The sequence below is a fragment of the Paenibacillus sp. FSL P4-0113 genome, assembly GCF_038009305.1.
In the GTDB taxonomy this organism is placed as follows: Bacteria; Bacillota; Bacilli; order Paenibacillales; family Paenibacillaceae; genus Paenibacillus; species Paenibacillus polymyxa_D.
Genome location: NZ_JBBPAZ010000001.1, coordinates 788,158 through 805,712 on the forward strand (window position 1 = coordinate 788,158; position 17,555 = coordinate 805,712).

At 45.6% G+C, this 17,555-nt stretch carries 16 protein-coding genes; 1 reads left to right on the forward strand and 15 read right to left on the reverse strand.

From position 1 onward, the window contains the following. Positions 1 to 38: 38 nt before the first annotated feature. The 8 genes from MKX46_RS02960 to MKX46_RS02995 form a co-directional block, all read right to left on the reverse strand. Positions 39 to 1,160, reverse strand: coding sequence for a phosphodiester glycosidase family protein (locus tag MKX46_RS02960; RefSeq protein WP_029517513.1), 1,122 nt, complete (start codon positions 1,158 to 1,160; stop codon positions 39 to 41). 220 nt (positions 1,161 to 1,380) lie between these two features. Next, on the reverse strand, positions 1,381 to 2,847 hold the full coding sequence (locus MKX46_RS02965) for a potassium/proton antiporter (protein WP_029517512.1): 1,467 nt from the start codon (positions 2,845 to 2,847) through the stop codon (positions 1,381 to 1,383). A 199-nt stretch (positions 2,848 to 3,046) separates the two neighbouring features. After that, complete coding sequence (fumC, locus tag MKX46_RS02970) at positions 3,047 to 4,435, reverse strand: class II fumarate hydratase (protein WP_165146542.1); 1,389 nt, start codon at positions 4,433 to 4,435, stop codon at positions 3,047 to 3,049. Positions 4,436 to 4,599: 164 nt separating this feature from the next. After that, entirely contained in the window at positions 4,600 to 6,144 is a 1,545-nt protein-coding gene (locus MKX46_RS02975) for a 2-isopropylmalate synthase (RefSeq protein WP_165146545.1), read from the reverse strand. 94 nt (positions 6,145 to 6,238) lie between these two features. Further along, complete coding sequence (locus MKX46_RS02980; protein ID WP_340885588.1) at positions 6,239 to 6,940, reverse strand: FadR/GntR family transcriptional regulator; 702 nt, start codon at positions 6,938 to 6,940, stop codon at positions 6,239 to 6,241. A 155-nt stretch (positions 6,941 to 7,095) separates the two neighbouring features. After that, positions 7,096 to 8,115 (reverse strand): aldose 1-epimerase, encoded by a 1,020-nt coding sequence (locus MKX46_RS02985; RefSeq protein ID WP_165146551.1) that lies wholly within the window; start codon positions 8,113 to 8,115, stop codon positions 7,096 to 7,098. Between the two features lie 137 nt (positions 8,116 to 8,252). Next, on the reverse strand, positions 8,253 to 9,056 hold the full coding sequence (locus tag MKX46_RS02990; protein ID WP_039273163.1) for an MBL fold metallo-hydrolase: 804 nt from the start codon (positions 9,054 to 9,056) through the stop codon (positions 8,253 to 8,255). 126 nt (positions 9,057 to 9,182) lie between these two features. Then, positions 9,183 to 9,479 (reverse strand): hypothetical protein, encoded by a 297-nt coding sequence (locus MKX46_RS02995; RefSeq protein ID WP_023988878.1) that lies wholly within the window; start codon positions 9,477 to 9,479, stop codon positions 9,183 to 9,185. A gap of 162 nt (positions 9,480 to 9,641) precedes the next feature. Between MKX46_RS02995 and MKX46_RS03000 the strand changes: the two genes are divergently transcribed. Continuing rightward, positions 9,642 to 10,874 (forward strand): aminopeptidase, encoded by a 1,233-nt coding sequence (locus tag MKX46_RS03000; RefSeq protein ID WP_341070892.1) that lies wholly within the window; start codon positions 9,642 to 9,644, stop codon positions 10,872 to 10,874. Between the two features lie 72 nt (positions 10,875 to 10,946). Here the strand turns inward: MKX46_RS03000 and MKX46_RS03005 are convergent, their stop codons facing one another. The 7 genes from MKX46_RS03005 to MKX46_RS03035 form a co-directional block, all read right to left on the reverse strand. Next, positions 10,947 to 11,438, reverse strand: coding sequence for a hypothetical protein (locus tag MKX46_RS03005; protein WP_341070893.1), 492 nt, complete (start codon positions 11,436 to 11,438; stop codon positions 10,947 to 10,949). A 154-nt stretch (positions 11,439 to 11,592) separates the two neighbouring features. Next, positions 11,593 to 12,711, reverse strand: coding sequence for a glycerol dehydrogenase (locus tag MKX46_RS03010; RefSeq protein WP_029517505.1), 1,119 nt, complete (start codon positions 12,709 to 12,711; stop codon positions 11,593 to 11,595). 36 nt (positions 12,712 to 12,747) lie between these two features. Then, a complete protein-coding gene (gene bioB, locus MKX46_RS03015; RefSeq protein WP_029517504.1) occupies positions 12,748 to 13,755 on the reverse strand; it encodes a biotin synthase BioB in 1,008 nt (335 codons plus the stop codon). A 205-nt stretch (positions 13,756 to 13,960) separates the two neighbouring features. Continuing rightward, the gene (locus tag MKX46_RS03020) at positions 13,961 to 15,262 is read right to left on the reverse strand and encodes a hemolysin family protein (protein WP_193373352.1); all 1,302 of its coding nucleotides are present in this window, start codon (positions 15,260 to 15,262) and stop codon (positions 13,961 to 13,963) included. Between the two features lie 388 nt (positions 15,263 to 15,650). Beyond that, positions 15,651 to 16,106 (reverse strand): spore coat protein GerQ, encoded by a 456-nt coding sequence (gene gerQ, locus MKX46_RS03025; protein ID WP_029517502.1) that lies wholly within the window; start codon positions 16,104 to 16,106, stop codon positions 15,651 to 15,653. A 52-nt stretch (positions 16,107 to 16,158) separates the two neighbouring features. Beyond that, a complete protein-coding gene (locus MKX46_RS03030; protein ID WP_029517501.1) occupies positions 16,159 to 16,581 on the reverse strand; it encodes a cell wall hydrolase in 423 nt (140 codons plus the stop codon). A 121-nt stretch (positions 16,582 to 16,702) separates the two neighbouring features. Further along, entirely contained in the window at positions 16,703 to 17,452 is a 750-nt protein-coding gene (locus tag MKX46_RS03035) for an SDR family NAD(P)-dependent oxidoreductase (RefSeq protein ID WP_340932305.1), read from the reverse strand. Between the last annotated feature and the right edge of the window lie 103 nt (positions 17,453 to 17,555).

Consider the following 17,555-nt stretch of genomic DNA (forward strand, 5'->3'; position numbering starts at 1 on the left):
CAGTCTCCGTTCACTGAATGAACTTGTTCATTCCTGACCTATCTCTTTTTGGCTGCGTCAATGTCTCCAGGATTCAAACCTTCCCATATGTTCGGGATACTAACGGTCTCTGGATGCTCAAATACGAGAAACGCAGTCGGCAAATACCGCTCTCCGTATTCAGAAGAAGGCTTGTTTACAATGGCATTATCCTTGACTAGCACCGTTGAAGAACCTCCATCCAGATTAGCACCGATAACTGCTCCATGTTTAAGCAAAATATTTTGCATATCATACAAGTTGGCACCAATGCTGTACCCAGGCTGACGACCGTCGATGGTCACGAATATAATGGCACCGTCAGCTCTTTGCCCCATTGCGGTACGGGGGGCAATTCCCCACCCCTCGCTTGCATTGCGAATCAGACCTTTCCCATTCACGATTAGACGTGGTTGAAAAGTAACCGCTTCTTGCACATTCATTTTGGACAACTCGGACAACGAATAGTGACCGGCTATCATTTTCCCCTGTTTATCAATACCTACGATTTGAACAGAGGCATTTCTCCCCATATCATTGTAGTATATCTTACCCTGGGAAATGACAACGCCAATCGGTTTAAAACCATTCCCATTCCAGTTGGGGTCAGCAAAGCCACCGCCATTTACGCCAGCAACAGCCCCCAAACGCTCGACCATGCTAGATACATGTTCTCCCCGGCCGACTTTAGCTGGAATCCCGAGCCTAATTTTAGTGGGGTCATGCACCGTCATAACATAGCCATGATAGTTACGACCCGACACTTCTTCCACTTCAACCAACGGCGTTTGCTGTACTTTGGTGGGTATCAGATCAGGCAAGTTGATTGTATGTCTATCCTTCTCCTCACCCATCTCTTCGAACCGGGCTGAATATTCAGCCACTCGTTTCTTCGCTTCTGCTTCGCCGATAAAATATTTCGCCCAGTGACGATGCTGAGTCGTAATCAGCGTGTCCGCAGCCAGATAGCGCATGTCCTTGCCAGAAGGGGTTAAAAACAACCATGCACCACCCCCAATTCCCGCTAACAGGAATACAATAAAAAGTCGCAGCATAAAGCGACCAAATTTTCCTTTTCGTTTCTTTTTCTTATTTTTCTGCCTGCGAGCTGCTGCACGCTGTGGCAAGACTTCCGGTTTCATTTATCATCTCTCCTGTTTGGTGACTTCTATCGTATTTCATCACTATTGCCCATCAAATGATCCGTAACGATAGGCTGCGACATCTAACGACAATATCATAAACTAATTTTGTAGAATGATAGTGTCAATTTTTTAACAGATTCATCCACTCTGAAAAAGAATACATTAAAAAGCCCTTCACATAAATGTGAAGGACTGAAATGTAGGGGTGATATCCTATTTACGGAGCAGCCTCCGGTTCGAGCAGCATGAACAGCTCTTTCATCTGCTGTCGCTTGAGTTTGGGACTAAGCACGTACAAAGTATCGCCCGGTTCAATCACCGTCGTGCCTCTCGGGGCAATAATTTGCTCGTTCCGAATGATGGCTGTGAATAAAATATCTTCAGGCAACTGTATATCCTGAATCGCTTTGCCCGCTATCGACATCCCATTTTGTACCTGAATGTGGTTGATTTCCGAAGTAGTTTTTCCCAGAGAAACTAATTCCAGCAGTGATGGAGACGACGTCTCGTTAGGGTCCATCAAGCCAAGCTTCACCGCTAGCCACGAAATAGTGGTACCTTGAATAATTGCAGAAGTGAGCACGACGAAAAATACAACATTAAAAAACAAAGGTCCTACATCCATCTCATCCAGTAAAGGATAGGTTGCGAGTACAATAGGTACCGCCCCACGCAGTCCTGCCCAGGATAACAGTGTTTTCTCGCGCACAGAGTACCTGGAAAAAAGCAAGCTTAGGAACACGCCTATTGGACGAGCCACGAGCATGAGGATGAAGGAGAGCGCCAAGCTTTGCCATGCAATGCCCAGCAATTGATCGGGAAAGACCAATAACCCGAGCAGGACAAACATCATAATCTGCACCATCCAGGCAAAGCCATTGTTAAAATGAATAATAGATCGCTTGTAGGTCAAGTCGGAATTTCCCAATACAATCGCCATGACATACACCGCCAGCAATCCGCTTGCCTCTAGTAACGATGCCGCCGCATACGTCAAGACCGCAAATGCCAATGCCATCACAGGATACAAACCGGATGAATCAAAATTCATTTTATTAATGGCATATACACCTAAGCGTCCGAGTACAAAACCAACGGCTAAACCAAAGCCCATTTCCCATAAAAATAACAAGATATGTATCCAAATGGATTGCTCAGGGTGATGTATCAGCTCAATCAATGTTACTGTGAGAAATACAGCCATCGGGTCATTACTACCGGATTCCGCTTCAAGCGTCGAGGTAATTCGCTTTTTGATGTTTTTACCTCCTAGAACGGAAAACACGGCTGCCGCATCCGTCGAACCAACAATAGCGCCAAACAGCATGGATTCCATCCAGCTTACGCCTAAAATAAACTTGGCGCAGACGCCAATGACTACAGTCGTAATGATGACCCCCAAGGTTGATAATGACAACGCAGGTCGAATAACTGGCTTAACATCTGCAAACTTTGTCTGCATCCCGCCTTCAAACAAGATTACAATGAGCGCGAGAATGCCAACTAGTTGTGTGATAAAGGCATTATCAAAATAAATAAACTGACTGAGCACCATGCCTACGGCAATAAACAAAACAAGCGCAGGCATACCGAAACGGCTGGAAAATTTGGTAGTCAGCACACCGACCAGCAGCAAGCCGGACAGCAAAAGCACAATAAAATTAATAACGGTTGTCTGTTCCATACGGCTTCTCCTATCTTGAAAATAGATGTTCAATTTTTCGCCTTTTATCTATATACCCTCAAATCACACAGAATACTAATTCTAAACAAAAAATTATATAATAAAATAAAAAATCCAGCTCATGGTTTGTGCTAAATCGCACTCCATGAGCTGGTTTGTATATTTTTTATAAGGCTTAAGCAGAGACAATCGTCGTGCTTTAGGCTTTAGGATGAATCATATGCGCAGGTACAACATATTGATCGAACTGTTCTTCAGTCAACAGTCCGCTGCGGAGTGCCGCTTCTTTTAGGGACAGCCCTTCTGCATGTGCAAGTTTGGCGATTTTAGCGGCATTTTCATATCCGATATGTGGATTCAATGCCGTCACCAGCATCAGTGAATTATTCAAATTGTGCTCAATCTTCGTGAGATCAGGCTCAATGCCAACGGCACAGTTGTCATTAAAAGCAATGATGGAATCGGCCAGCAGATGAACAGACTGCAAAAAATTGTATATGATTACTGGCTTAAACACGTTCAGTTCAAAATTACCCTGACTTGCTGCAAAGCCGATAGCTGCATCATTACCCATGACTTGCGTAGCGACCATCGTCAGTGCTTCACTCTGGGTCGGATTTACCTTGCCGGGCATGATGGAGCTACCTGGCTCGTTAGCAGGAATCGTGATTTCGCCCAAGCCACTACGCGGACCACTTGCCAGCCAACGAACATCATTGGCGATTTTCATCAAATCGGCAGCGAGCGCTTTGACTGCTCCATGTACGGCCACCACTTCATCGTGGCTAGTCAGTGCATGAAATTTATTGGGTGCGGAAGTGAACGTTTTGCCAGTGAAACTGGAAATTTCCGCTGAGGTTCGGGAGCCAAACTCTGGATGAGCATTAATTCCAGTCCCCACCGCTGTACCGCCAATCGCCAGCTCCTTCATGTATTGCACCGTGTCGATTATCATTCGCTTGCTCTTGTCTAACATTGCATACCAACCACTTATTTCCTGACCCAGCGTAAGCGGTGTCGCATCTTGTAAATGGGTTCGCCCAATTTTTATAATATCCTTGAATTGCTCTGACTTCTGTTGAAAAGTCTCTTTGAGCTTATCGATAGCAGGCAACAAACGGTCCTCCACTGCAATGACACCCGCTACATGAAGCGCCGTAGGAAACGTATCATTTGAGCTTTGCGACATGTTAACATCGTCATTGGGATGCAGCTTCGTATCTTTTCCCTGCTCTTGTAACCATTGGCTTCCCAGATGAGCAATCACTTCATTCACATTCATATTGGACTGCGTTCCGCTCCCTGTCTGCCATACAACCAACGGGAAATGGTCATCAACCCGCCCTGCGAGAATCTCGTCCGCTGCATAAATAATGGCGTCCTGCTTCTCCTGTGATAACTTACCCAGCTTATAGTTACTGATCGCCGCGCTCTTTTTAAGCACCGCGAACGCCTGTATGACCTCTAATGGCATTTTCTCCGAGCCAATCGGGAAATTTTCCTTGCTGCGCTGTGTTTGCGCTCCCCACAGACGGTCTGCCGGTACTTTGATTTCGCCCAACGTATCCTTTTCAATGCGGTAGTTCAACTCATTTCCTCCTCTTGGCCTATGTAATTCAGACAAAATATGGTGATCTCTCTTGCCTATTATACATTAAATTTCAAATGTTATCATTTATTTTGCAAGCGCTTTTTTACGATGAGTCCAGAGGAGGAAGAAGGAAAATTCGTCTACAAGCCTGACCACTAGGATCAACTAATGGTGATATTGCTTTTGGCATGCACTTCTTTTCTGCCCAGTAGCTTGTTCAGCGCATCGATGTAAGCTTTGGCGCTAGCTTCCAAAATATCAGTACTTGTGCCTCTTCCCAGAGCTGTGTACTCTCCTTGCCTCAAAATGGCGTGCACTTCCCCCAATGCGTCTTTGCCATAAGTTACAGATTGGATCGAATAATCCTCCAACTCCACCTCTTCACCACTGGCCTTGTCTATAGCATGGAAAATCGCATCTACAGAACCGTTACCCATTGCCACTTCATCAATTGCTGTCCCATCTTGTTTACCCAATCGAATGGATGCGACTGGAACCGACTGATTACCATAAGACACCTGAATGGAATCCAGTGTGTACATTTGAGGCGAGGCATTGCGGCTTTCGTCCATCAGGACGAGCAAGTCTTCATCCAACACCTGTTTTTTCTTATCCGTCAATGCTTTGAATTTGCGGAACGTCTCTTGCAGCTGTTCCTCCGTCAAAGCATCAAAGCCCATGTCCGCCAGTTTTTCTTTAAATGCATGTCGACCCGAGTGCTTGCCCAACACAAGTTTACTCGTCTTCAGACCAATACGCTCAGGGGACACGATCTCATATGTTGTACGCTCTTTAAGCATTCCGTCTTGGTGTATACCAGACTCGTGAGCAAACGCATTGGCTCCAACAATGGCCTTGTTTCCCGGCACCGACATCCCCGTTCGTTTGCTCACCAGGCGACTGGTAGCATACAGTTCCTCCAAAACCAGACTCGTTTGTGCACCATAAAGCTCGGTTCTGGTGTCAAGGGCCAGTGCAACTTCTTCGATAGGTGTATTTCCGGCTCGCTCACCGATGCCATTGATGGTACCTTCAAATTGGTCTACACCATTACGGATGGCCGCCAGCGTGTTAGCTGTTGCCATACCAAGATCATCATGACAATGTGTGCTAAGTTGTATTTTTTCGATACCGGGCACTTGTTGTTTTACAATTCTAAACATTTCACCGAACTGATCCGGCGAGGCATATCCCACCGTATCCGGTAAATTGACGACTGTCGCTCCAGCACGAATCGCCATATCTACGACCTCACAAATAAAGTCCAGTTCGGTACGACTGGCGTCCTCTGCTGAAAATTCTACCTTGCTGAAATACTTGCGTCCATAACGAATGGCAGCAGCAGCGGTCTCTAATACTTTCGTTTTATCCATTCGAAGCTTATGGTGGCGGTGAATAGGTGAGGTAGCCAGAAACAAATGAAGACAGGCATCCTCTGCTCCTCGTAGCGCCTCTCTGACCGCATCAATATCCTGTTCTTTCGAGCGCGCAAAACCAACCAGTGTCGCTTGGGTAACCTGTTTGGCAATCTCCTGCATGCTGGTGATCTCACCAGGCGAGGTTGCTGGAAAGCCGGTCTCAATCCGATCTACGCCTAATTTTTGCAGCTGAAGGGCAATTTCCACCTTTTCCGTGCTAGTTAAGCTAACTCCTGGTGATTGTTCTCCATCTCTTAACGTTGTGTCCAACACCCATATTTTGCGCATACAGATACCACCTTTGGTTTGATTTTAGGAGATGCTCAAGTAGAAGGTTAAAGATTTTATTCATCAGATCATCTGATGTTTAAAAGTAAAAAAATTATGAACTTCCCATATGCTTTTGCAGCTCCAGCTTGGTGCCGTCCAAATGTTGAATACTATACAGCTCGGCAGCCTTGCCATCCTGATCCCGGATTGCTTCATATATTTTTTCATGCTGCACAGTAAAATGATTTTGCATCGCCGGATCGGTAATGAGATTGTTCAACGCCTTGCGAATGGCCTCTACAAAGCTGCCATATACATCTGTAAGCACCTTATTGCGTGTAGCTCCGGCAACAGCCAAGTGAAAAGTGATATCCGCATCCAAATACCCGTTCATATCTCCAGCGGCCAGGGTTGCAGCACGACGATCCAGCGCCTCACGCATCAAGCGTAGATCCTCGTCTTTACGACGTAACGCAGCCAATCTGGCAATCTCTAGTTCCAACACACTCCGCACTTCATAAACCTCTATAATTTCAGCACGGCTTAGACGGTAATCCAATGGCTCATGAGAAGTTGTCGGTTGGCAAACAAAAGTTCCGTGTCCTTGCTTTTTCTCTAATAGACCGGCATGCACCAGAACGCTAACCGCTTCACGTACTGTAGATCGCCCGACTCCGAATAGCTTCATGAGCTCAGGTTCGCTTGGAATCTTAGTGCCCACATCCCATTCACCAGCAGCAATTTTTCGTTGCAGCTGTTCAGCTACTTCATCGGCGATTTGCTTGCGTTTGACGGCTTGAAAAGGAAAATTCATCTGATCATCTCCTGTTTCGTATCATACTATGACTGCTTGGCATTCTGCAACCTTTTTCGTCCTCCTTCCCCATTGGCCCTTACCTGTGCTTTACAACCCCAAATAAAGCCTGCACCGTTGGACACGATACAGGCCTATAAGGATAAATTTAAATGCTAGGATTTCGATTTATTAGGTGTAATACAATACAAACGGCTGGTTGCTTCAAAAATATGGCCTGGAGCCAGTGCTATCAATCCGATCTCCTCCGCAGGCAAGTCCGGACGATTCGGTGCATTGATCATGTTCATTTGCGGCTCAGGACAGACGAATTCCTTGTTCGCTTTGTTATTCCAGATCATCCAATGCTTATAAGCTGTACCTACATCGTATACGAGGGTAGCACCTGTCTTACTGTGTGTCAGTTCCATGTAGTTGCGTCCATTTTGCGGAGCTGCCGTGTAATGATTATCCATAGAGGCAAAATAAGGACTAACTCCCGTCGTCTTCAGCAGTTCCTCTTCCGGAGATAAAGGCTGGAACTGACCTGTGGCCAACAACCGTTCCGTCAGCTCACGACGCTCACCGATTGTGACCTTAATCTTGTAGTCCTCAGGCGAGCTATCGGGTACGAACGGAACGCGAATCGCTGTGTGAAAGGCAAATAAATTGGGGATCGGTTGATCGCCCTCGTTATGGATCACATAACGCTGATGCAGGCCAAATTCGTCCAGACTGTACGTTAGTTTCATGGTAAAGGTGAAGGGTAAATAGCGGAACATGGGATGTCCTTCCCTTACATGCTGATTCATTACCACATAGCTGCCCTGCTCCCCGGAACCGTAGTCCTCGACCTCCCACCGAACAGTGTGTAAAAAGCCGTGCAGATGGTTGTGGGTCGCCTCTTCATTTATCGGCAGCTCATATGTAACACCATTCCACAGGAATTTTCCATCCTCATACCGATTCGGAGGGAACAGGAAAGGAATTCCGTAAACGGACGGGCTTTGCTTAAAAGCCTCTATGCTCTCAGCATCTGGCTCACGCAGAAAAGAATATCCCGTTTCATTGTCACGAAAAGAAATCAGATTTGCGCCGTTTCCCGGCAGGGCAACCGCTTCATATCGTCCAAATTTAAGACGAATCGCCGGTATTCCATAATAAAGATCACCAATTGCAGCATGTTGTTGTGTCATCAAAAAATCCTCCTTGATGAAATGACGATGTTTAATGAAAGCGTTTAGCTTTTGGCTTGACTATACCATGCTGAGCAAAAAAATTCCACGTCCACAAAAAAAACGATGCCCCGCAAGGCATCGTCCTTCACACATGACTACACATAACGCCCTTGTTTGGGTACAGCCATGTGCTCAAAATCTCCTGCCAGTCGCTCTAGCTGATCTGTCAGCTCAGCACCATGCATGTAATGACCATGTCCTGTAACTGCAATCTCAGGCTTTAACTTGGCCAGCATTTCCACCGAGCGCTGCGCAGCTTGCCAATCTGTTGTAAAATACGCAGGAGGCCCGTGTATTTCTTTTTCCTGTAAAATAACGGCCAGTGCCGATTCCTGTTTCACCGTAATAAAAGCGTCACCGGCCACCATTAACCTTCTTCGCTCATGAAAAAGCGATACATGACCAGGCGTATGTCCTGGCGTGTGCAGCCACTTCCAACCAGGGGCACCAGGGACACTGCCATCTTGGGGCAGGGAGGTGATGCGATCATCGAGATCTATAGCATCACTGGGGTATAAGAAGGAAATGCCCGACATTAAACCTCCCCCTACACTAGGGTCAGGTTTTTGATAATCCTTCATTCCCGTCAAATAAGGTAATTCCAAAGGATGTGCATAAACAGGTGTACCCCAATGCTGTACCAACTCAATAACCGAACCTACATGATCAAAATGACCATGTGTAAGCACAATAGCGATCGGAGGGCCAGTGAACCGTTCCTCTGCCAGGCGTATAATCGAGTCCGTAAATCCTGTCATCCCCGTATCCACCAGCACCCAGGAACGGCTTCCTGGCTCCCCAATAAAACACATATTTACAAATAGCGTCCGTAAGCTCAGGAGATCGGGAGCAGCCTCTTCATTTGCCGTCATTCCTTCGGTGAACAGATGATTTGCCAAAGCTTCACCCTCCTATTCACATGGAATTTACTGTTAATATCGACCTTTAGGCTTCCCCCATGTCAGCAGATTATGCGGACACTGCTAAATATAATCCGCTTGTCACGAAAATAGACCATGTTTACATTACTCGGGTAATTTGCTCCATGCCGTATCTAGCAAATAGTCGAATAAATCATCGTTCTCTTCAATCCAGCTATCCATTTGCAGCATCTCTTCCTCCACCCGTGGCTCTCCCGCAAAATGGAGACTGTAATCCCATTCCTTTCCCCTTTTACTGTGGAATGTGATTTCATATACAGAACTCTGCCCGTCTACTCCAAATACCACTTGGCCCAAATAAGCACCATTCTCATCTCTTGTCATTTGTGCCTGTTGAATATGTACTTCTTTCACTTCCTGAGGTGAATTTTGCTCTGTCATTCATCTATCCGCCCTTTCATTTTCACTAAATAGTACCAAAACTAATTTGTGAACCTTTTCGTTACATTGTACAATATATAAGCTATGTGTGGAATTTGCAAAAAAACTGTGCAAGTTACCCAAGCCTTATTTAAGGCTTTTCGTGAAATGGAGGAAAGTTACATGTCAGATTTTCAACAAAAATTGCAAAAATATGCCGAGTTAGCCGTTCGGGTCGGCGCCAATGTCCATCCTGAGCAGACACTCATCGTTCATGCACCAATTTTGTCCGCCGAACTCGTGAGACTTATCGTCAAATCAGCGTATACTGCCGGAGCCAAGCTGGTTACAGTAAAATGGAGTGATGAGACCATTACTCGATTACAGTATGAACTAGCTCCTGATGAAACTTTTAATATTGCTCCCAAATGGTACGCAGCCGAAATGACTGAAGAGGTCGAAAATGGCGCAGCTGTCCTCCATGTCATTGCAGAAAATCCGGATTTGCTTCAGGGGATTCCGTCCAGCCGAATTACTGCTGCTCAGCGCGTGCGGTCACATGAATTACGTCAATACCGCGAATATCAAATGGCTGACAAATTCAGTTGGTCTCTGATTGCTTATCCTTCTGCAGAATGGGCTGCCAAAGTATTCCCTGATCTGCCAGCTTCCGAGCAAATGGATAAACTGTGGGATGCCATTTTCAGCACCGTGCGTGTGGATCTGGATAACCCCGTGGAGGCATGGAAAGAGCATTTGAAAACCCTTTCCAGTAAATCTGATATTTTAAATGCCAAACGCTATAAAAAGCTGCATTATCTGGCTCCAGGCACAGATCTCACCATCGAATTGGCAAAAGATCATCTGTGGGTAGCGGCTGAAAGCGTCAACCAACAGGGACATACTTTTGTAGCCAATATGCCTACTGAGGAAGTGTTTACAGCTCCGCTTAAAACGGGAGTGAACGGTAAGGTCAGCAGCACCAAGCCACTTAGCTACAGCGGAAATATCATCGACAACTTTTCACTGACTTTTGAAAATGGACGTATTGTCGATGTACAGGCAGAAACCGGTTTGGAAACTCTTCAGCATCTCGTAGAAATGGATGAAGGTTCACACTACCTGGGTGAGGTTGCTCTTGTACCTCACAAGTCACCTATCTCTGATAAAAATATTTTATTCTATAATACGTTGTTTGATGAAAATGCCTCTAACCACTTGGCCATCGGTAATGCTTATGCATTTAACCTTAAAGGCGGCAAGGATATGACTCAAGAGCAGTTGGCTGCCAACGGCCTGAATTCCAGTCTGACTCACGTCGACTTTATGATCGGTTCAGGTGAAATGGACATCAACGGCGTTACTGAGGACGGTACTGAGGAACCTATCTTCCGTAAAGGAAATTGGGCGATCTAACACAGCAAAAGGCTCTCACCGCTTCATGCGTGAGAGCCTTCTTGCTTCAACCTTAGGCTAAGTTGATCTATTTTACAACGTGTTAATCCAAGAATTCGCTGCAATTCCAAAAACAATTTGTATCACGCTGATGATGAAAAAGACAATAAAGCAATTTACAACTCTTCGATTGGTGGTTTGATGCATGGATAAAGATGATTTCACGTAAAACATGCTGCCCAATATTCCTATACACACACCGAAAATCCCCGAAAATAGCAATCCTATAACCAAGCTGACCACGACAAAAGCCCAACTCCAGCCCGGAACTTTACTCACAGGAACATAAGGTTGATTGGACCCAAGATATACACCGTCCACAGCTAAATCCGCTTTGTTACCAATGACAACAACATTTACAGCTTTTTCTTTCAATTTAATAGGAAAATCAATCAAGTTCAAAAATGCATTCTGGCTTTTAACCTTCTGCTCGCTTCCATTCACAATAATTCTCCCGCCAGTTAAGCCACGCTTGTACTCAATAGTATATTGAATACCTTGATCTTCTACGTTCCATTTTGCCATCGCTAAACTCCTCTCAAATTTTAGGGGAGCCCTAAATATACTCCCGGCATTTCCTGATTATGTACCATAAAAATCATAACATAAGTTGCAAGTTAAATAATGGAAAAAAGGCCGCTGATCAGCGGCCTTTGAATCTACTTTATTTCGTATGGAGTTAGTTTCTATGTCCAATTTTGGCCTTATAGGCAAGTGAATACTGGTCAGCCGCTAAAATTGCATCAAGCACATCATCCGCTGTGACAGCAAATGGTAGATTGTGAGCAGTTTCGCCTTCTTTGGTAGCAGCCTGAGCTACCCGGTACAAATCCTCTCGGGAAGTTTCCTGTAGCTTAATGTCTTCCAGCGTGACAGGCAGATCGAGTTTTAGATAAAAGTCAATATACCGCTCCACCTCGGACAAAGGTCTTTTTTCCAAGGCAAGCTGGACTAAGGTGCCAAAAGCTACCTTCTGACCATGTGTTAGGTGATGAATATCTCCTTCCAGAACGGTAAAACCATTGTGAATCGCATGTGCGCCTGCCAAACCGCCGCTTTCAAAGCCCAAACCGCTTAGCAACGTATTCGCCTCCACTACCGCTTCAAGCGCAGGTGTAACGACTTTACGTTTCACGGATTCGTATGCCTGCAGTCCGTAATCGAAAAGAACTTCCTCACACTTGGACGCAATGGCTTCTGCCGCCAAGGTTGGCAAACCACCAGCCATTGTCGTTGCGCGAGCTTCAATGACCGCACGGGCTTCAATCCACGTCGCCATGGCATCTGCAATGCCTGAGGAGAGGAATAAGGGCGGTGCTTGAGATATGACTTTTGTGTCCACCAGGATCAGGCTCGGATTTTTACTGAAAAAGGAATACGTATCAAATGCACCTTCGTCGGTGTACAAAACGGATAGTGCACTAGTAGGAGCATCTGTAGAAGCAGTCGTTGGAATAATCACAACTGAGGAACCGAGAAGTTCATTTACAGCTTTAGCGGTATCCAGCGTTTTACCGCCACCTACACCAATGACAATGTCGACCTGGGCGCTTCGTCCCTGATCCACAATACGGTTGACTTCGTTTTTGGAGGCTTCCCCTTGAAATTCAATTTTAACTGCTGTAATATCAGCCAGTTCCAGACTTTTTACCACGCGGTCGGCTGCAATCTCCCAAACCAGCTTGTCCGCAATAACCAAGGCAGTACGGCCTAATGGCTTAACATACTCACCTGTTTTATCAATCACATTTTTCCCTTGCACATATTTACCTGGACTAATAAATACTTTTTCGCTCATTGTTTAACTCTCCCTTCCAAGTTTGTACAATTTCTATTATACGGTTGAAAGGGCACACATCTCAATTTCAAAACCAAGATCTTCAATCATTTGATGATCAAATGTGACCTCTTGGCCTTCTGTCGTTAAATAATCTCCAACAAAAATTGAATTCGCTGCATACAGGCATAACGGTTGTAATGAGCGTAAATTCAACTCTCGTCCACCTGCAACGCGTATTTCTTTGGATGGACAGATGAATCGGAACAGTGCCAGCACTTTCAAAGCTTGGATAGGTGATATTCGCTTTGCTCCCTCCAATGGGGTTCCGGGGACTGGATTCAAGAAGTTAACCGGAATAGAGTCAGCATCCAACTCCCGTAAGGCATAAGCCATTTGAACGATTTCCTCATTCGTTTCCCCCATCCCGATAATAACGCCAGAGCATGGAGACATTCCGTGAGATTGTGCCATTTTCACAGTTTCGACGCGTTGATCGTATGTATGTGTGGTTGTAATCGAGGGATAGTTGGCCTTACTTGTATTTAAATTATGATTGTATCGATGTACCCCAGCCTCTGCCAACCGCCGTGCCTGATCTCCCTTGAGAATCCCTAAGCAAGCGCAAATTTTGAGTGGCATTGTATGAGTAATTTCTTGTACAGCCTCAATCACCTGATCCAGCTCCCGATCTGTTGGGCCCTTGCCCGAAGCTACGATGCAATACGTCCCTGCTCTCCGTGCAACTGCTTCCCTAGCTCCAGCCAACAGTGATTCCTTGTCCAACATACTATACTTGTTCACAGGCGCCGTGGATACGATAGATTGTGAGCAATAACCGCAATCCTCTGGGCACAGGCCACTTTTGGCGTTCATGATCATGTTGAGCTTTACTTTTTTTTCGTAAAAATGGTGTCGTACTCGAAATGCAGCTTGCATAATCGGTAATAACTCCTCATCATCGGCTTCCAGTACCGCTATGCCTTCTTCCAGCGATACACGGCTGCCGTGTATTGCTTTTTCAGCCAACGAGCCCCAATCTATAACCTCGTTTAGTAAATTCATACCTTCTTGCCTCCCAAAATTTAATGATCATGTAAATGGATAAGATTTTCAACGAAGAGGAAGTTCCTTTTTTATTGTCAACCCAAATAATTATAATTAGGTTGACAATCACACGAACATCATATCAATTCATGTCCATTCTGTAAAGGAGACAAAATAAAAAGCGACCCCACATCGTTCAAGGTCGCTCTCTAGGTTTATTCCGTTATGAGACTCCTGCTTCTTCCACGACGATAGGCTGTTTTATCAGCCGAATACGTGAAATCCGCTTGTTTTCAACTTCTTCTACCGTGAACATACATCCCTCAAACATTACAGTCTGACCAGGCTGTGGGGGAATAACCTCGACATGTGAGTATAGCCAGCCCCCTACCGTATCATAATCCTCATGATCAAGATCCAGCCCAAAGCGGTCGTTCACTTCATCAATTAATAACATGCCGTCAATGGAAAATTCCTCGTCATTAATCTGCTCACAACTCGGACGTTCCTGATCGAACTCATCCTGAATTTCACCAACGATTTCTTCCATAATATCTTCCAGCGTTACCATACCCGATGTACCGCCATATTCATCAATCAAAATTGCGATTTGCGTCTTGCTACGCTGCATGCGTTTGAGCAGATCACTAATTTGCGTAGATTCAGGGACAGCAAGAATCGGTCGAATCATCGTACGGGTATCCAGTGTGTTCGCCCGCAGAAGGTCCTTAATATGGATAAAGCCGATAATATGGTCCTTATCTTCGGCGCAGATTGGATAACGGGTTCTCATGCTTTCCGTCGCAATCGCGAGATTTTCTTCTGTGGACTCATTACTGTATAAGCAGATCATCTCAGTTCGCGGAATCATGATTTCCCTGGCGGTCGTGTCGGTAAAATCAAATATATTATCAACAAGCGCCAATTCCGTATTATCAATTAGTCCGCTCTTATTGCTTTCTTTCATCAGAATGCGTATTTCATCTCCGGTATGCGCGGAATCGTCATTCTCGGATACCGGCTCCAGACGGAATAAACGCAGCAGGCTGTTCGCCATTCCATTTAACGCCCATATGAATGGATACATCAACTTGTAAAACCAAGTCATCAGCATGGCTGAATACAGCGTAATGGTCTCAGATTTACGAATAGCTATCGTTTTGGGCGCCAATTCACCCAACACAATATGCAGAATCGTAATAACAATAAATGCAATAACCACGGCAGTACCGTGCACATATACCGCTCCTAATCCAGCGGCTGTAAATACAGGTTCGATCAAATGTGCGATGGCCGGCTCTCCGATCCATCCTAGTCCCAACGATGCCAGTGTAATACCCAACTGGCAGGCAGACAAATAAGCGTCCAAGTTGTGTAACATATTGGCGGCGTATACGGCCTTTTTATTGCCCGCCTCCACCAAAGTCTCAATACGGCTGCCTCTGACCTTCACCATGGCAAATTCCGCAGATACAAAAAAACCATTCAATAGTACTAATGCAAAAACAATAAATAAGTTAAACATACTCGGTAAAGGGTCACTCAATATGCTCCCCATCAGCCGTCATTACGGCAGACAGGCGCACCTCCTTCGGATAGTTTCATCATAGACAGAACGATAACACATCATAAGCAGCGTCAACTTCCCAACACATTCACTCCTTCCGGCTTCCAAAGCCATATTCCGCATAAATGATTAGATTATTCATCAGCTTATATTTAATTATATAACTATACTCTATACAGTCAAACCACAAGCAATGTCAGAAAAAACAGCTCCACTATCATTTAGGTCGTAAAGCTCTCGTTTTCGCCGCTTACCACCAAGAAAGCTACTATATTTAAGAAAGATTATAAACAAAATACATCCCCTGCCGTCTGGCAGAGGATGTAGACTCATATATATAAAGGCATCAGCGAACCGGGGATGCACCCGGATTCCCGATGACGCCGGGATATTGGTACAACAATGGCTCATCAAAAGTAGCATAGTCCAGATTCACCATCAGCAAAATCGTCCGCTTGCCCGTAGCCGGATCACTGATAATAATGTGGTCACGACCCGCTGCTTCCAGAATACCTTTGAATATTTTCGCATTCCATTCCCGGTTATTTTCATACGTCATATAAAAGGTACCTGTTTTACCCAAGTTCAAGCGCAAAATGTTTTCAATATATGATTGCTCAAATTGTGGAGTCTGGCTCTGTACCACCATACCAGCCGGTGTCATCGCACTACCGCTGTTAACCTGAGGGGGGAAGGTGCTGATGGGCTGCATAGTTCCGACCGGATTCATCCCTCTGGGCCATTCGGGATACCCGCTACCAGCAGGATAAGAAACAGGACGGTAAGCTTGCTGTGAAATCATGTAAATTCCTCCTAAAATGGTTTTAAATTATTCAAACTCATGTTGAAGCGTTCTAATAGACGGCAGGACAATCCTGTACAGACGGGCTAAAAAAGCAATGGGCTTTAAAACGTCCGGTATTGGTCTGGTTATACCAGGTGTTCGGACAGTCTCCTGCCGGTCTGAAAAACCATAATGCATTGGACGCCGGGCGTATTTTTTCCCCATTAATGACACGACGGGCAAGACGAATGTCACGGTCACGGGCTCTTTGATAAAAGTACCCCTTTTGGGTAGCTTCAAATCCGCCTGGACTTTGAAACACCATATCGTTCATAAGGCGAATCCCCTGAAAATCCAGACAATTGCCCAAAATCCTATTTACTCCGACATTGCCAACCATGAGCATCCCCTGCTCTCCTTCTCCTTCGGCCTCTGCCCGCATCAATCGGGCGAGTGTCCTTACATCCTCTGAGTTGGTCTTGATTACAGCCAACGCGTCCCCTCCTCGCTTCTCCATCACATACCCTATCATATGGTACAAATGCCCAATGGGTGACAGTCCAGAAAAACAAAAAAAATAGCCCCAAAATTGGGACTACTCATTTAGGCTTTTACTACGGCTCGTAAATCATTTTACGCGTCATGCCACCATCTATTACCAGATTCGTACCAGTTACAAAATCATTGCCGGGTTGTGTCAAATACAGACAGGCCCGTGCGATGTCCTTAGGGATTCCTACTCGCCCAGACGGATGCTGTTGATGGTCTTCTGTACGCAATTGCTCATAATCCCCGGTTTCAATCCACCCTGGACTGATGCAATTGACCTGAATCCCGTCCTTTCCTAGTGATATGGCCATCGCGTGCGTAAGAGCCACAATGGCTCCTTTGGATGCCGCGTAGGCTTCTGTATTCGGCTCTGACATGAAAGCTCGTGTAGAGGTCATATTGACCACAGAGCCACCTTCTGCGTTTCGTTTCATCACCTTAGCTGCTTCCCTAGTGGCAATAAAACAGCTGCGTACGTTAGTATTCAAAATGTCATCCCATTCTGCTAGCGTTAACTCATATGGAGATTTCCATTTGGATACGCCTGCGTTGTTAATTAGCGTATGAATCGTGCCGTATTCTTCTACCGTGGCACGGATTAGCGCCACAATATCTTCTTCCTTCCGTACATCACAAGGAATAAAAATGGCCTGATAGCCCTCGTTCCGGGCTACTGCAGCGGCTGCGGCACCCTCTTCCTCATTGTAGTCCGCAAATACAACATGGGCACCCTGAGCAGCGTAGGCAAAAGCGACCTCTTTCCCAATGCCATGCGCCGCTCCTGTTACAATAACAACTTGTCCCTCAAATGACACGAATCATTCCTCCTCTGAACTACTCTGTTCTAGTATATATGTACCAAAATGTGCTGAACAAGAAACATCTACAGCCCCCTACCCTGGTTTCTTACAGAAGGCT

Excerpts from the sequence above, each read along its gene's own strand:
- MKX46_RS02975 (WP_165146545.1), bottom strand. The coding sequence starts at position 6,144 with ATGCGCAAAATATGGGTGTTGGACACAACGTTAAGAGATGGAGAACAA.
- MKX46_RS02960 (WP_029517513.1), bottom strand. The coding sequence starts at position 1,160 with ATGAAACCGGAAGTCTTGCCACAGCGTGCAGCAGCTCGCAGGCAGAAA.
- MKX46_RS02995 (WP_023988878.1), bottom strand. The coding sequence starts at position 9,479 with ATGACAGAGCAAAATTCACCTCAGGAAGTGAAAGAAGTACATATTCAA.
- MKX46_RS02965 (WP_029517512.1), bottom strand. The coding sequence starts at position 2,847 with ATGGAACAGACAACCGTTATTAATTTTATTGTGCTTTTGCTGTCCGGC.
- MKX46_RS03010 (WP_029517505.1), bottom strand. The coding sequence starts at position 12,711 with ATGAGCGAAAAAGTATTTATTAGTCCAGGTAAATATGTGCAAGGGAAA.
- MKX46_RS02980 (WP_340885588.1), bottom strand. The coding sequence starts at position 6,940 with ATGAATTTTCCTTTTCAAGCCGTCAAACGCAAGCAAATCGCCGATGAA.
- MKX46_RS02985 (WP_165146551.1), bottom strand. The coding sequence starts at position 8,115 with ATGACACAACAACATGCTGCAATTGGTGATCTTTATTATGGAATACCG.
- gerQ (WP_029517502.1), bottom strand. The coding sequence starts at position 16,106 with ATGATTTCACAGCAAGCTTACCGTCCTGTTTCTTATCCTGCTGGTAGC.
- MKX46_RS03005 (WP_341070893.1), bottom strand. The coding sequence starts at position 11,438 with ATGGCAAAATGGAACGTAGAAGATCAAGGTATTCAATATACTATTGAG.
- bioB (WP_029517504.1), bottom strand. The coding sequence starts at position 13,755 with ATGAATTTACTAAACGAGGTTATAGATTGGGGCTCGTTGGCTGAAAAA.
- MKX46_RS03020 (WP_193373352.1), bottom strand. The coding sequence starts at position 15,262 with ATGTTTAACTTATTTATTGTTTTTGCATTAGTACTATTGAATGGTTTT.
- MKX46_RS03000 (WP_341070892.1), top strand. The coding sequence starts at position 9,642 with ATGTCAGATTTTCAACAAAAATTGCAAAAATATGCCGAGTTAGCCGTT.